This window comes from Streptomyces maremycinicus, assembly GCF_001184025.1.
In the GTDB taxonomy this organism is placed as follows: Bacteria; Actinomycetota; Actinomycetes; order Streptomycetales; family Streptomycetaceae; genus Streptomyces; species Streptomyces maremycinicus.
The window spans coordinates 481,942-495,558 of sequence record NZ_BBYG01000010.1; the positions used below are offsets into that span (position 1 = coordinate 481,942).

Sequence of the window (13,617 nt, forward strand, 5' to 3'; positions counted from 1 at the left end):
AAGCTTCGATAAGATCGTGCCATGCAGGCACACCAGCGCAAGCACCGGGTGGTCGTCCTCGCCCTCGACGGCGTCTACCCCTTCGAACTCGGCATGCCCAGCCGGATCCTCGGCGCGGCCGACGGCCACTACGAGACCCTGACCTGCTCGGTCGACGGTCTGCCGGTGCAGACCAACGCCGACTTCACGATCGGCGTGCAGCACGGCCCCGAGGTGCTGGCCACGGCCGACACGGTCGTCGTCGCCCCGGTGGCCTCCGCCTGGCTCACCGCCGAGCTGCCGGACGGGGTCGCCGGGGCGCTCGCCCTGATCCGTCCCGACGCGCGCATCGTCTCCATCTGCACGGCCGCGTTCGTCCTCGCCGCCGCCGGACTCCTCTACGGCCGCCGGGCCACCACCCACTGGCAGGTCGCCGAGGCGTTCCGCCGGATGTACCCGCGGGTCGACCTCGACCCGGACGTCCTGTTCGTCGACGACGGCCGCGTGCTGACCTCGGCGGGCGCCGCCTCCGGGGTCGACATCTGCCTGCACCTCGTCCGCAAGGACCACGGCAGCGAACTCGCCAACAAGGTGGCCCGCCGGTGTGTGGTCCCGCCGTTCCGCGACGGCGGCCAGGCCCAGTACATCGAACAGCCCGTGCCCCCGGCCGGCCCGGCGAGCACGGCGGCCACCCGCGCCTGGGCCCTGGAACGCCTCGACGAGCCCCTCGCCCTGGCCGACCTGGCCGCGCACGCCCGGATGAGCCCGCGCACGTTCGCCCGCCGCTTCCAGGGAGAGGTCGGCATCAGCCCCGGCCGCTGGCTGATCCAGCAGCGCGTGGTGCACGCCCGGCACCTGCTGGAGGCCAGCGACCTCTCCGTCGACCAGATCGCCGGCCGGGTCGGCTTCGCCACCGGCGCCTCGCTGCGCCAGCACCTGCACGCGGCCATCGGCGTGTCCCCCCAGGCGTACCGCAGGACCTTCCAGCCCGCCCGCTGAACGTTGTGGACCGCTGCGGCGTCGTAGCGGCAGGATCGTTTCGGGGAATGGGGGCTGATGTGCGCGGAAGGCTCGTCATGGTGACGGCGGTACTGGTGGCTGCCGTGGGTTGCGGTGCCGGGGGAGAAGGGGGCGAAGGGGACCTGGTCATCGACCACGACCCCGCGGCGACCCCGTACAGCGGCCCGCTCCTCCTCGCGACCGAGGAGACGGACGAGGACACCCCGCAGGCCCTGCTGCTCGCCTCCGGCGCCGCGGGCCGGGCGCTGGAGTGCGACGGGGAGATCTCCTGGGGCGGCGGACCGGACGGCTGGAGCGAGCGCGACGGCGGTGACACGCCGGAGGCGGGGCTGCGGCTCTGGTTCGACCTGTTCGAGCCGACCGGACCGCGTTCCGGCTTCCGGGCCGAGCGCGAGGAGACGGACCGGGTGCTGTACTCCTACGACGTGGACGGCCGGACGAAGATCGCGGTCGTCGTCGCCCGGGACCAGAAGGGGCGGCCGGGCTGGGGTCCCGAGACCCACGCCACCTGCGATCCGGCCGAACTCCCCGCGAGCGTCACCGACTCCGGCACACCGGAGATCTGGACCGACCGGCACGGGGAGCGGGTCGCGACCACGACCCTGAGCAGCTACCCCGGTGCCGAGCACTGCGACTGGCAGACGGCGCACTTCCTGGGGACGGGCCGGGGCGCGGAGTACCGGCAGTACGTCCGCGACCCCGAGGGCGTGATCGACGAGGACCTGCTGACCTCGCCGTACGACGGCGACGTCACCCTGCCCGCCGACGCCCACGACACCGGGTACCGCCACGGCGACCGGCGGCTGTGGCTGACGGACGACGCCTCGACGGCGTACGTGCGCACCTCCGACGGGGTCGAGGCCTGGCCCCTGGCGAAGGAGACGGTGGCCTGCATGTGACCGCCCGTCAGCGGCTCGCGTGCAACGCGACCAGCAACTGCCACACCTGGTCGGCGATCTCGCCGGGCGTGCCGTCGAGATCGCCGTGCAGCCAGTCCGCCAGCACTCCCGCGAAGGTCGCGGCCACGGCCGAGGCGACCAGGGGGGCGTCGGCGGCACCCGCCCGCTCCCGCTCCCGCAGGCTGTAGGCCCGCAGATCCCGGTGCAGCACGCGGCCGAGCGGTCCGCCGCCGCCCGGCGCCAGCAGCGTGCGGTACAGCGCGGCGTGCGGGGTCAGTGAACCGAAGAACTCCGGCAGGGCGGCCGGCGCGCGCACCGGGTCGGGCCGCCCCCGCCAGGCGTGCAACGCCTCCACCGCCTCACGCACGACGTCCGCGCAGGCGTCGACCGCGAGCGCCTCCAGGTCGGGATAGTGCACGTAGAAGGTGGCCCGGCCGACCCCGGCCCGCCGCACCAGCGCGGCGACGCCGACCTCCTCCAGGGGCCGCTCGGCGCACTCCGCGAGCAGTGCGGAACGCAGCCTCGCCCGGGTGCGGGCCGCGCGCGGGTCCTCGGGCTCGCCGCGGGTCACCGCGCGATCAGGACGGCGGCCAGGGCGAGCGCGCCGGGCAGGGCCTGGGCGACCAGGATCCGCCGGTTCGCGGTCGCCGCGCCGTACACGCCGGCCACGATCACACAGGAGAGGAAGAACACCTGCGCCCGGAACCCGGTCGGGTCGGCCGCGATGAGCCCCCACACCAGGCCCGCCGAGAGGAAGCCGTTGTAGAGACCCTGGTTGGCGGCCAGCGCGGCGGTGCGCCGCGCCATCTCGGCGTCCAGGCCGTGGAACGACAGCCCCGGCTTCTTCTGCCACAGGAACATCTCCAGCACCAGGATGTAGAGATGCAGCGCGGCCACCAGCGCGACCAGCACGTTCGCCAGGATTTCCATGGTCCCCCTCAGCTTGTTGGACAGGTGTCCACTATAACGGGACACCTGTCCAGGAAGTCCAGCCGCCGGAGGGGACTCCCGGCCTCCGGCGCGCGACCCTCCGCGCGAAACCGGAGGCGACGGCCACACTGGAACCATGACGCCAGCACCCGCCCGCCCCGCGAAGCAGCGCAAGCTCGACACCCTCCACCGGCTCGAACACGACGTCGACGCGTGGGTCGCCACGGCCGCCGAGAGCGGTGCGGCCCCGTATCTGGTCCCGCTCTCCTTCGTCTGGGACGGCGCGACCCTCCTGTTCGCGACGCCCGCCACCAGCCCCACCGGCCGCAACCTGCTGGCCACCGGCGTCGCCCGGATCGCCGTCGGTCCGACCCAGGACGTGGTGATGATCGAGGGCACCGCCGTGGCCGTGCCGCCGCTCGAACTGCCGGAGGAGGACGCCGAGATCTTCGCCGGCAAGACCGGGTTCGACCCGCGCGAACTGGCCGCGCCCTACCTGTACTTCCGCGTCCTCCCCGGCCGGATCCAGGCCTGGCGGACGGCCGACGAGATCCAGGGGCGGGAGCTGATGCGGGACGGCGCGTGGCTGGTGGCCGACTGAAACCGGGGTATCCGCAAGGTCCGGGGGCGAGTCCCGCTCCCGGACCTCGCGGAGGAGACGACGACATGACATTGGTGAAAGCGGGCGTCGTGGTGCTCGACTGTGCCGAGCCCGAGAAGCTCGCCGAGTTCTACAAGGAACTGCTGGACGCCGACGAGATCGTCGCGTCCGCCAACCGCATCGAGATCAAGGGCGCCGACGGGACCCGGCTGGCCTTCCGGCGCGATGTGAACGCGACCCCGCCGAGCTGGCCCCGCCCCGAGAACTCCTTTCAGGCCCACCTGGACTTCCTGGTCGACGACCTCGACGAGGTCGAACGCAGGGTCGTCGGCCTGGGTGGCCGCCCCCTGGAGACCAAGGGTGCCCCCGGCCCGCACGAGGAGCGCGGCTACTCCGACCCGTCAGGCCACTCCTTCACCATCCGCCTCGAGCCGTCCACGGCACCGAAGCAGGGCTGACACGGCTGACACCGGGCCGCGGCCAGCGGGACGCGCCCGGCGGCGCCCCGGCGGAGCCCGCGGGGGGCGCCGCCGGGGCGCCGCGGGGCGCGGCCGGTCCCGGCCGGGCCGCTCAGTCCCGGCCCCCCTTGTCCTGGGCCGGCCACACGCCCGTGGACCGCTCGATCGCCTTCGCGCCGGTGCGGTCGGCGGCGCTGCGGACGGCCGCGAAGATGGCGCCCTGGACCGCCGCGGCCAGCAGGATCTCGCCCCAGCCGCGATCCCGGTCCAGGGCGTCCGGGGCGTCGTCCTCGTGCCGGATGGCCTTCCACGCCTTGCGGAACGCGACTCCCGCCAGGGCGCCGCTCGCCCAGCCGAGCACGAATCCCACGGGCTTGTACGCGAGGGGGAGCTTCTTCTTCTTGACCACGTGCGTCTCACTCCTTCTTCCGGTGTGCTGTCTTCGGGTGTGCTGTCCTGCGGTGTGCTGTGTGTGGACGCGGGTCTCAGGGTCGTCCCCGCGCCGGAACCTCCTCGTCGGGACGGACCGGATCGGGCGGTGTCCCGGTGCCGAACGGACTGCCGCCGAGTTCCTCACGGTGGTGGGCGGCGTTCCAGCCGGTCAGGTCCGGGCCGACGGGGACGATCCGGGTCGGGTTGATGCCGGTGTGCACCTGGTAGTAGTGCCGCTTGATGTGGTCGAAGTCGACGGTGTCGCCGAACCCGGGCGTCTGGAAGAGATCCCGCGCGTACGCCCACAGGACCGGATTCTCCGTCAGCTTCCAGCGGTTGCACTTGAAGTGGCCGTGATAGACGGCGTCGAAACGTACCAGTGTGGTGAACAGCCGGATGTCCGCCTCGGTGATCGTGTCCCCCACCAGGTAGCGCTGCCGGGCCAGCCGGGACGCCAGCAGCTCCAGCCGCCGGAACACCCCCGCGCACGCCTGCTCGTACTCGTCCTGCCCGCTGGCGAAACCCGCCCGGTACACCCCGTTGTTGAGGTCCTCGTAGACGTCGGCCATGACCGAGTCGATCTCGTCGCGCAGCGGTTCGGGGTAGAGGTCGGGGGCGCCGGCGCGATGCAGGGCCGTCCACTCGGTGGCGAGGTCCAGGGTCAGCTGCTGGTAGTCGTTCGTCACCAGCTCGCCGCTGGGCACGTCCACGAGCGCGGGCACGCTGACGCCGTCCCCGTGGCCGGGCTCGCGGCGGTCGTACGCCTCGGCCAGGTAGCGGATGCCGAGCACGGGGTCGCGGCCGTCCGGGTCGAGGGTGAAGCGCCAGCTGCGGTCGTCCTGGACCGGGTCGGCGATCGCCATCGACAGCGCCTCCTCCAGACCCAGCAGACGCCGGGAGATCACCGCCCGGCTCGCCCACGGACAGGCACGGCTGACCACCAGGCGGTAGCGGCCCGCCGTCACCGGCCAGCCGTCCCGGGCGTCCGCGGTGACGCGGTCGGTGAAGTGGCTCTTGGACCGCCGGAACGCCTTGTGGCCGTACGCGCTGTTGCCGTCGCCCCCGTCGCTCATGGTTCCTCCCGCTGGTGTCGCGTGCTCCCGGACCGTCCTGTTCCCGTGGGTGCCCTGCTCAACGCGTTCCCCGATTTCCGCCGACGGCACGGTATGAGCTCGATGCGCCTGGGCAGTCGGCGAACGTGACAGGGACATCTTCAGAGCGCCACACCGCATCGACCGCCGCACCGACCGCTGGACGGACCGCCGGGACGGACACCGCAACGAGCCCCACGAGGGCGGCCGAGGAGAAGGCGCCGGAGGGAGGAGAAGGCTCCCCCTCGTCGAACGCCGACCGGAAGACCCGCGTCACCGTCCTGGTGGCGCTCGCCGCCAACCTGGTGATCGCCGTGGCCAAGGCCGTGGGCGGTCTGTTCGCGGGCTCGCCCGCACTGCTGTCGGAGGCGGCGCACTCCGTGGCCGACAGCCTCAACGAGGTCTTCCTCCTCGCCGCGCTGCGCCGCAGCAGGCGTCCGGCCGACGCACGGCACCCCTTCGGCTACGGCAAGGAACGCTTCTTCTGGTCGCTGCTGGCCGCCGTGGGGATCTTCGTCATGGGCGGCTGCTTCTCCTTCTTCCAGGGCGTCGAGGCGCTCCGGTCGGGCGTCGACGAGACGCTCACCGGCTATGTGGCCGGGCTGATCGTGCTCGGCGTCGCCTTCCTCGCCGAGGGCGCCTCCCTGCTGCGGGCCCTGCACCAGGTGCGCAAGCAGGGCGGCGGGGCCGCCGCGCTGCGCGATCCGGCCCTGCGCACGGTCGTCGCCGAGGACGGCACCGCCGTGCTCGGCGTCACCCTGGCCGCGATCGGCATGTTCCTGCACATGGTGACCGGGCAGGTCGTGTGGGAGGCCTCCGCCTCCCTGGCGATCGGCGCGCTGCTCGTCTACGTGGCCTACCGGCTCGGACGCGAGGCCCGTGACCAGCTCATCGGCGAGGCGGCCGACCCGGAGACCGGGGCCCGGATCCGCGCGGTGCTCGACGCCCAGCCCGAGATCGACAGCGTGGAAGCGCTGTTCACGATGAAGATGGGACTCGACGCGGCCCTGGTGGCGGCCCGCGTCGACCTCGTGCCGGGTCTGGACAGCGAGCGGGTCGAGGAGATCGCCGTGCGCATCAAGCGCTCGATCGCGGCGACGGTGCCCGAGGCGGACCAGATCTTCCTCGATGTGACCGACCGCGGGGCGGGCGAGACAGCGGAAAGCCCCGCCGCGACGGGGGAGCGCGGCGGGGCCTGACTGTCGGGTGCCCGGTGGGGGCACCGTCATGCGTATCCGCGACAGATTTTTCTACGAAACGCTCGAGGATTCCTCGAATACCGCTGGAACCCTCCCCGGAGCGGCGCCTTCCGCGCCCGCGCCGAGAGTGCCGTCTCAGCTCCCGGCGGCGGGCTCCGCGACGAACACCGGGATCTGCCGGTCCGTCTTCTTCTGGTAGTCGGCGTACTGCGGGAACGCGGCGACGGCCCGCTCCCACCACTCGGCCTTCTCCGCGCCGGTGACCTCACGGGCCGTCATGTCCTGCTTCAGGGTCCCGTCCTGGAGCTCCACCTGGGGCTCGGCCTTGACGTTGTGGTACCAGACCGGGTGCTTCGGCGCACCGCCCAGCGAGGCGACCAGAGCGTAGCGGCCGTCGTGCTCGACCCGCATCAACGGCGTCTTGCGCAGCTTCCCGCTCTTCGCGCCCCGGGTCGTCAGCAGGATGACGGGCAGTCCCGTGTCGAGCAGCGTCGTCCCCTCGGTGCCGCCGGAGCGCTCGTACCGCTCGACCTGCTCGCGCACCCACTGCGTCGGGCTGGCTTCGTACTCGCCTTCGAGAGGCATGGCATCTCTCCCCTTCGTCATCTTCGTCATCGCGCCGTGTCGCGAGCGTCCCGTACGTCCGACTCGCAACCCGCTTCAACAACCACGGCCGCGGGATTCATCCGCCCGGGGTGCCGCCTACGTCACCATCCGTACGGCGAGCACCGTCATCACCGCGCACGACACGAGCGCCGTCACCAGCCGCCCGCGGTGGCCGGTCAGCGCACGGCCCAGCAGCGCGCCGCCGCCGGCCAGCGAGACCTGCCAGCTCGCCGACGCCAGGAAGGCCGCCAGCGCGAACACACCCTGTTCCAGGGGCCGTTCTGAGCCGGTGCCATCGGTGCCGAGCACCAGGGCGGTGAAGTAGATCACGGTCGTCGGGTTGAGGACGGTGATGCCGAACAGGCTCAGAAAGGCGCGGCTCGGGCTCGGCGGAGGCGGGACGGACCGGGTGCTGAGCCGCCGGGCCCGGTACTGCCGTACCGCCGCCACCGCGCCGCGCGCGGCCAGCGCCAGCAGGACCAGCGCCGAGGCCCAGCGCAGCGGCGTCAGGACCGGCCGCAGGACCGCGGCGACGGCGGAGCCCCCGACGGTGGCGACCAGGGCGTAGCAGCCGTCCGCGAGGGCGACGCCGAGCGCGGCACACACACCGGTGCGCAGGGAGGTGCGGGCGGTGAGGGAGACCAGGTAGGTCGCGACCGCGCCGACGGGTACGGCGATGCCGTAGCCCGCGACCAGGCCCGCGACGAGCGCGGCCGTCACGGTCGCGCGGTATCGGACCTCCGGGGACGGCCGGGCTGCTGTCGGCCGCACGCCGCAGGAGCGGGAGCGGGCGTCAGCGGCAGCGGGGCGTCGAAAGTGGACATGGCCGGATCCTGCGGGTGAGGACCCGCCGACGGCAACCGGTTTTCCCGCGGCCGCCCCGGCAGCGGTCCTTCGGAGCGAATGGTTCCGGCCGAATCGCCCCATTGGTCGATCTGGCCGAACTCCGCGTCGCCCCATAGATGCCCGGGGCATCTAATGAAGATCGGCATGACGCACCCTTCGTCTGCGAGGTCACCCATGACGGACACGACGGACACGACGAACCGGACGAGCGCGACGTACACCACCGGCACGACGGACACCGGCGACGCGACGTACCCGACGGGCCTGGCGGGCCTGGCGGGTGCGGGGCGCGGTCCGGCTCCCGTCGCCTATCCCCAGGACCGCACCTGCCCCTACCAGCCGCCCGCCGCCTACGACTCCCTGCGCGACTCCCGTCCACTGGCCCGCGTCACCCTCTACGACGGCCGGGCCGTCTGGCTGGTCACCGGGCACGAGACGGCCCGCGACCTGCTCGCCGACCCCCGTCTGTCGACCGACCGCACCCGCCCCGGCTATCCGGCGACCTCGCCCCGCTTCACGGCGCTGCGCGACCGCCGGTCGGCCCTGCTGAACGTCGACGACCCCGAGCACCACGCCCAGCGCCGGCTGCTGGTGGCGAGCTTCACCCTCAAACGCGCCACCGCCCTGCGCCCGGCCATCCGGCGGATCATCGACGAGCGCATCGACGCGATGCTCGCGCAGGGACCGCCGGCCGAACTCGTCAACGCCTTCGCGCTGCCCGTGCCGTCCACGGTGATCTGTGAACTGCTCGGCGTCCCGTACGCCGACCACGAGTTCTTCGAGGCGCAGTCGCGGCTGCTGCTGCGCAGCCGGGTGCCGGAGGAGGTGCGTGCGGCGCGCGACCGGCTCGACGCCTACCTCGGCGCGCTGATCGACCGGAAGCTGGCGGCGCCGTCCGGTGACGGTGTCCTCGACGCCCTGGTCCACGAGCAGGTGCGCGAGGGCACGGTGGACCGGGAGGAGGCGATCGCCCTGGCCACGATCCTGCTGGTCGCGGGCCACGAGACGACCGCCAACATGATCTCGCTGGGCACCTACACCCTGCTGCGGCACCCCGAGCGGCTGGCCGAGCTGCGCGCCGAACCCTCGCGGCTGCCGGCGGCCGTCGAGGAGCTGATGCGGCTGCTGTCCATCGCGGACGGGCTGCTGCGGCTGGCCACCGAGGACATCGAGGTGGCCGGGACGACGATCCGGGCGGGGGAGGGCGTGGTCTTCGCGACCTCGGTCATCAACCGGGACGCGGCCGCCTACCCCGCGCCGGACACCCTCGACTGGCACCGCTCCGCGCGCCACCACGTGGCGTTCGGCTTCGGCATCCACCAGTGTCTCGGCCAGAACCTGGCCCGCGCGGAGCTGGAGATCGCCCTCGGCACGATCTTCGAGCGGCTCCCCGGCCTGCGGTTGGCCGTGCCCGCCGACGAGGTCCGCTGGAAGCCCGGCGACACCATCCAGGGGATGCTGGAACTCCCCGTGACCTGGTAGGGGGCCTCCATGACGGACATTCACATCGACACGGGCGTCTGTATCGGCGCAGGCCAGTGCGCGCTGGCCGCCCCGGGCGTCTTCACCCAGGACGACGACGGCTTCAGCGCCCTTCTGCCGGGCCGGGAGGACGGCGGCGGTGACCCGATGGTCCGGGAGGCCGCGCGGGCCTGCCCGGTCGGCGCGATCCAGGTGTCCACGACGGCCGGATGAGTTCACCGCCCTCGCGGTCGACCCGGTCCCGGGCCTCCGTCACGCACGGCTGACCCGCGGCCCGAGGAGCGGCGCTCAGCCCAGCAGCAGCCGCGCCGCCTCGCGGGCCTCGGCCGCCGGGGCGGTGCCGCCGTCGATCCCGGCGGTCACCATCGCGCCCTCCGCCAGCAGGAACAGCGGCCCGGTGAGCGCGTCGGGCAGCCCCGCGTCGGCCACGAGCGCGCCGAGGTACTCCCGGAACGCCCGTTTGTGCGAGCGCACTTGACCCGCCACCCGCTCCGAGGTCGCACCCAGTTCGCCGTACGCGTTGATCCAGGCGCAGCCGTGGAAGTCCGGCTCGCCGAACCACTGCGCCAGCCAGTCGAACACGGCCAGGATCCGCTCCCGGGGGTCTTCCCGCCGGGCGACGGACTGCGCGAGCAGCCCGCGCCAGCGCACGTCGCGCCGCTCGAGGTAGGCCTCCACCAACTGCTCCTTGGCCGGGAACAGTTGGTACAGGCGCTTGAGCGACACCCCCGAGGCGCCCCGGAGGTCGTCCATCCCGACGGCCTGCACGCCGCGTGCGTAGAACAGCTTCTCGGCGGCGTCGAGCGCCTGCTCACGGGCCGTTGCGCTGTCCATGGGCGACCACCGTTCCTCGGTATTCCTGGCTCCTTGACGGGAGAACGTGCGTTCTCTACTTTAGCAGTCACGCCGGAGAACGCCCGTTCTCCGACGCTCGTCGTCATCTCTTCCCCTCTCGTCCCAGAAGAGCAGGAGCCGTCATGTCGGAAGCCCGCCCACCCCTGCCGCCCTTCACCCGGGAGACCGCGGCCCGCAAGGTCCAGGCCGCGGAGGACGCCTGGAACACCCGTGACCCGCACAAGGTCGCCCTCGCCTACTCCGAGGACTCGGTCTGGCGCAACCGGGACACCTTCCTCACCGGCCGTGCCGCGATCGTCGAGTTCCTCACCGCCAAGTGGGCCCGTGAGCACGACTACGCGCTCCGCAAGGACCTCTGGGCCCACGACGGCCACCGCATCGCCGTCCGCTTCCAGTACGAGTCGCGCGACGCCACCGGGCAGTGCCGGCGCAGCTACGGCAACGAACTGTGGGAGTTCGACGAGCGCGGACTGATGACCCGCCGCGAGGCGAGCATCGACGACGTACCGATCGACGAGGCGGACCGCCGGATCCACGGGCCGCGCCCCGAGGCCGAACGCGGGCTGTCCTTCCCGCTTGAGTAGGGTGCGCGGGTGACCGCTCAGGACGAACAGCCGCCCTTTCTCTACGTCGTCGTCTGCGCCGCCGGGATCGCCGCCGATGTCGGCGAACTGATCACCGCCGCCCAGGAACGGGAGTGGCACGTGGGCGTCATCGCGACGCCGCACGCCATGAACGGCTTCTTCGACACCGCGGCCGTCGAGGCGCAGACCGGGCGCCCGATCCGCACCGCCTGGCGGCGCCCCGGCGACCCGCGGCCGTTCCCCGACCCCGACGCGCTCGTCGTCGCCCCGGCCACCTTCAACACCATCAACAAGTGGGCCGCGGGCATCGCCGACACCCTCGCCCTGGGCACCCTGTGCGAGGCCGTCGGGCTGGGCATCCCGCTGGCGGTGCTGCCCTGTGTGAACGAGACCCTCGCGGGCCATCCCGCCTACCAGGACAGTCTGATACGGCTGCGGGACGCGGGCGTCCGGTTCGGGTACCCGTACGACGGCGCCCCGGGCGAGGCGTTCGGCTGGGAGCGGGCGCTGGACCTGATCGAATGAGCCCCTGACGCGGCGCCCGCCCGCCGCGTGAGGGGCGCTGCCGCCGGGAGCGCGAGCCGTCAGGGGCGCGGGGAACCACGCGACCGGCCACGACGGACCCGCGACCGGCCACGACGGACCCGCGGACGAACAACGACGGACGGGCGGTCGGAGAACGGAGAACCCGCGGGGCGCTAGTGCGGGCCCCGGGGCGCGAATTCGGTACCGCAGGGACCCGCTCCCTCGCTGACCGCCAGCGGCACCCGCGCACCGCTCATGGAGAGCGTCCGGTAGTACCGGCCGATCCGCCGCGCCGACCGTCCGGTGTAGTGCCCGATGAACGACCGCCGGAAGCGGTCCGCGCTGCGGTTGGGGCCCGACCCGTGCACCAGGCTGCCGTTGAAGAACAGCACGTCGCCCGGCGCCATGTCGACGGGCACCGCGGCGAGCCCGGGCGGCGGCGGCACGTACTCGCGCGCGAACGACACCTCCGCGTCCGCCTCCTCCGGGCAGAACAGCCCCGTCCGGTGGGTGCCGGGCACGACCTCCAGCCCGCCGTTGTCCCGGTCGATCACGTCACAGGCCAGCCAGGCCGCCACGCAGGTGCCCGGTTCGACCCGCAGATAGAAGTTGTCCTGGTGCAGCGCCTGGCCCCGGGCGCCCGGCGGCTTGAAATAGAACATGCTCTGCGCCGCCAGCACCTCCTCGCCGAGCAGCGTCTCCAGCACCTCGCGCAGCCGCGCGTCCAGCAGCACCTGCCGGGCGAGGGGGCTGATCTCGTGCGGGTGCATCACCCTCGGGTACACGTGCAGCGGGTCGGTGGCGCCGGGGCGCGGCTCGAAGTGCCCGGGTACCGGACCGGCCGCGTGCAACCGCGTGAACCCCGCGCACAGCCGGTCGACCTCGTCGCGGCCGAACAGCCCGCGTACGACGGTGAAGCCGTCCTCCCGGTACTGCCGCAGCCCCGCCGGGGTCAGCACGGGTGTGCCGGCGGCGCCGGTGTCAGTGACGGTCATACTTTCCCTCCTCGTTCCACTGGCCTCGACCCGCAACGCTAGGCCGACGCGCCCCCCGGGAGGATGCCCATGCGTGCTGACGACCTGCCCAGGACTGCCGCCGGGCCCGCGGATCCGTCCCCGCCGCCCGGTCACGTGGTGGTCGCTCATTTCGACGAGGGGGCGGGGTACGGCGTCAACCGGCCTCAGGGGTCGGACAGTTGGCTGATCACCTGGACGACGGGCGGGCGCGGCAGACTGCGGCAGGGCGGGAGCGAGGCAGGGGCGGGCGCGGGCGACCTGGTGGTGCTCGCGCCGGGCGTCCCGCACGCCTACGCCGTCGAACCGGGCGCCCGGCACTGGCGGTTCTGGTGGGCCCACTGCCAGGCCCGGCCCTCGTGGACACCCTGGCTCCGCCCGTACGCCACCGGCGACGGGCCGGACGGCCTGTACGCCGTCGGACCCGTCCCGGCCGCCCTGCACACGCGGATGGAGGGAACCTGGCGGCGGTTGCACGCCGACGCCCGCTGGACCGGCGCCGAAACGCCGGCCGGTGACCTGGGCATCGTCGTGGCACGGGGCTCCGCGGCCCGCGAACTCGCCCTGTGCGGACTGGAGGAGGCCGTTCTGCTGGCAGCCGCCTCGGCCCGGCCTCCCGCCGCCCCGCCCGGCCTGGACGACCGGGTGCGCCGGGCGCAGGCGCGGATGGCGGCGGATCCCGGCGCCGCGCACACCGTCCGCTCGCTCGCCGCGGAGGTCGCGCTGTCGCCCTCGCGCTTCGCGCATCTCTTCACGGAGCAGGTCGGCCACTCCCCGATGCGGGCGCTGCTCGAGACACGACTGCGCCACGCCGCCCGGTTGTTGGAGGGCACCGATCTGTCGGTGGAACGGGTGGCGTCGGCCTCGGGCTTCGCGAGCGCGTTCCACTTCAGCCGCGTCTTCCGCGCCCGGCACGGCGCACCGCCGGGCGCGTACCGGGACGGAATGCGTCCGGAAATTACCGTCCTGAAAGGCACGTCGAAAGAGGCACCAAAAGGGACACCCATACAGTGACCACCCCACAGGTGTTCCGCCATTGACGTTCCGTCAAAGCCATTCGGTCCGAACCGCAATGCACGAAACCGCGGGATCCCTTG

General features: G+C 73.1%; 18 protein-coding genes. 10 read left to right on the forward strand and 8 right to left on the reverse strand.

Features of this window, described 5'->3' with window-relative positions:
• Positions 1-21 precede the first annotated feature (21 nt).
• Both AOQ37_RS09735 and AOQ37_RS09740 read left to right on the forward strand, forming a co-directional pair.
• On the forward strand, positions 22-978 hold the full coding sequence (locus AOQ37_RS09735) for a GlxA family transcriptional regulator (protein ID WP_062643278.1): 957 nt from the start codon (positions 22-24) through the stop codon (positions 976-978).
• 47 nt (positions 979-1,025) lie between these two features.
• Positions 1,026-1,898 carry a hypothetical protein gene (locus tag AOQ37_RS09740; RefSeq protein WP_062643280.1) on the forward strand — a complete coding sequence of 291 codons (873 nt, stop codon included), beginning with the start codon at positions 1,026-1,028 and terminating at the stop codon, positions 1,896-1,898.
• A gap of 7 nt (positions 1,899-1,905) precedes the next feature.
• Here AOQ37_RS09740 and AOQ37_RS09745 read toward each other — a convergent pair whose 3' ends face one another.
• Entirely contained in the window at positions 1,906-2,469 is a 564-nt protein-coding gene (locus AOQ37_RS09745) for a TetR/AcrR family transcriptional regulator (RefSeq protein ID WP_062643282.1), read from the reverse strand.
• The gene (locus AOQ37_RS09750) at positions 2,466-2,828 is read right to left on the reverse strand and encodes a DUF1304 domain-containing protein (protein WP_062643284.1); all 363 of its coding nucleotides are present in this window, start codon (positions 2,826-2,828) and stop codon (positions 2,466-2,468) included. The genes AOQ37_RS09745 and AOQ37_RS09750 overlap by 4 nt, the downstream gene beginning before the upstream one ends.
• Before the next feature lie 136 nt (positions 2,829-2,964).
• Here AOQ37_RS09750 and AOQ37_RS09755 point away from each other — a divergent pair, with 136 nt between their 5' ends.
• Positions 2,965-3,429 carry a pyridoxamine 5'-phosphate oxidase family protein gene (locus tag AOQ37_RS09755; RefSeq protein ID WP_062643285.1) on the forward strand — a complete coding sequence of 155 codons (465 nt, stop codon included), beginning with the start codon at positions 2,965-2,967 and terminating at the stop codon, positions 3,427-3,429.
• 65 nt (positions 3,430-3,494) lie between these two features.
• Positions 3,495-3,887 (forward strand): VOC family protein, encoded by a 393-nt coding sequence (locus AOQ37_RS09760; RefSeq protein ID WP_062643288.1) that lies wholly within the window; start codon positions 3,495-3,497, stop codon positions 3,885-3,887.
• A gap of 112 nt (positions 3,888-3,999) precedes the next feature.
• On the opposite strand, the gene AOQ37_RS09765 is transcribed toward AOQ37_RS09760, so the two are convergent.
• Both AOQ37_RS09765 and AOQ37_RS09770 read right to left on the reverse strand, forming a co-directional pair.
• Positions 4,000-4,296, reverse strand: a complete 297-nt coding sequence (locus tag AOQ37_RS09765; RefSeq protein WP_062643289.1) for a DUF4235 domain-containing protein — start codon at positions 4,294-4,296, stop codon at positions 4,000-4,002.
• Between the two features lie 76 nt (positions 4,297-4,372).
• On the reverse strand, positions 4,373-5,392 hold the full coding sequence (locus AOQ37_RS09770; protein WP_062643291.1) for a glutathione S-transferase family protein: 1,020 nt from the start codon (positions 5,390-5,392) through the stop codon (positions 4,373-4,375).
• A gap of 125 nt (positions 5,393-5,517) precedes the next feature.
• On the opposite strand from AOQ37_RS09770, the gene AOQ37_RS09775 reads away from it, so the two are divergent.
• On the forward strand, positions 5,518-6,609 hold the full coding sequence (locus AOQ37_RS09775) for a cation diffusion facilitator family transporter (RefSeq protein ID WP_107085152.1): 1,092 nt from the start codon (positions 5,518-5,520) through the stop codon (positions 6,607-6,609).
• Between the two features lie 135 nt (positions 6,610-6,744).
• On the opposite strand, the gene AOQ37_RS09780 is transcribed toward AOQ37_RS09775, so the two are convergent.
• Entirely contained in the window at positions 6,745-7,194 is a 450-nt protein-coding gene (locus AOQ37_RS09780) for a nitroreductase family deazaflavin-dependent oxidoreductase (protein ID WP_062643294.1), read from the reverse strand.
• A 117-nt stretch (positions 7,195-7,311) separates the two neighbouring features.
• Positions 7,312-7,935, reverse strand: a complete 624-nt coding sequence (locus AOQ37_RS09785) for a LysE family transporter (protein ID WP_062643296.1) — start codon at positions 7,933-7,935, stop codon at positions 7,312-7,314.
• Positions 7,936-8,235: 300 nt separating this feature from the next.
• Between AOQ37_RS09785 and AOQ37_RS09790 the strand changes: the two genes are divergently transcribed.
• Both AOQ37_RS09790 and AOQ37_RS09795 read left to right on the forward strand, forming a co-directional pair.
• Complete coding sequence (locus tag AOQ37_RS09790; RefSeq protein ID WP_234436851.1) at positions 8,236-9,543, forward strand: cytochrome P450; 1,308 nt, start codon at positions 8,236-8,238, stop codon at positions 9,541-9,543.
• A gap of 9 nt (positions 9,544-9,552) precedes the next feature.
• Complete coding sequence (locus tag AOQ37_RS09795) at positions 9,553-9,756, forward strand: ferredoxin (protein WP_062643298.1); 204 nt, start codon at positions 9,553-9,555, stop codon at positions 9,754-9,756.
• 75 nt (positions 9,757-9,831) lie between these two features.
• On the opposite strand, the gene AOQ37_RS09800 is transcribed toward AOQ37_RS09795, so the two are convergent.
• The gene (locus tag AOQ37_RS09800) at positions 9,832-10,377 is read right to left on the reverse strand and encodes a TetR/AcrR family transcriptional regulator (RefSeq protein WP_062643299.1); all 546 of its coding nucleotides are present in this window, start codon (positions 10,375-10,377) and stop codon (positions 9,832-9,834) included.
• A 143-nt stretch (positions 10,378-10,520) separates the two neighbouring features.
• Here AOQ37_RS09800 and AOQ37_RS09805 point away from each other — a divergent pair, with 143 nt between their 5' ends.
• Positions 10,521-10,982 carry a nuclear transport factor 2 family protein gene (locus AOQ37_RS09805; protein WP_062643301.1) on the forward strand — a complete coding sequence of 154 codons (462 nt, stop codon included), beginning with the start codon at positions 10,521-10,523 and terminating at the stop codon, positions 10,980-10,982.
• Positions 10,983-10,991: 9 nt separating this feature from the next.
• Positions 10,992-11,507 (forward strand): flavoprotein, encoded by a 516-nt coding sequence (locus AOQ37_RS09810; RefSeq protein ID WP_062643303.1) that lies wholly within the window; start codon positions 10,992-10,994, stop codon positions 11,505-11,507.
• 173 nt (positions 11,508-11,680) lie between these two features.
• Here the strand turns inward: AOQ37_RS09810 and AOQ37_RS09815 are convergent, their stop codons facing one another.
• Positions 11,681-12,502: a phytanoyl-CoA dioxygenase family protein gene (locus AOQ37_RS09815; protein WP_062643305.1), complete on the reverse strand. Its 822-nt coding sequence runs from the start codon at positions 12,500-12,502 to the stop codon at positions 11,681-11,683.
• A gap of 69 nt (positions 12,503-12,571) precedes the next feature.
• On the opposite strand from AOQ37_RS09815, the gene AOQ37_RS09820 reads away from it, so the two are divergent.
• Positions 12,572-13,534 carry an AraC family transcriptional regulator gene (locus tag AOQ37_RS09820; RefSeq protein WP_199824969.1) on the forward strand — a complete coding sequence of 321 codons (963 nt, stop codon included), beginning with the start codon at positions 12,572-12,574 and terminating at the stop codon, positions 13,532-13,534.
• The last annotated feature ends 83 nt before the right edge of the window (positions 13,535-13,617 follow it).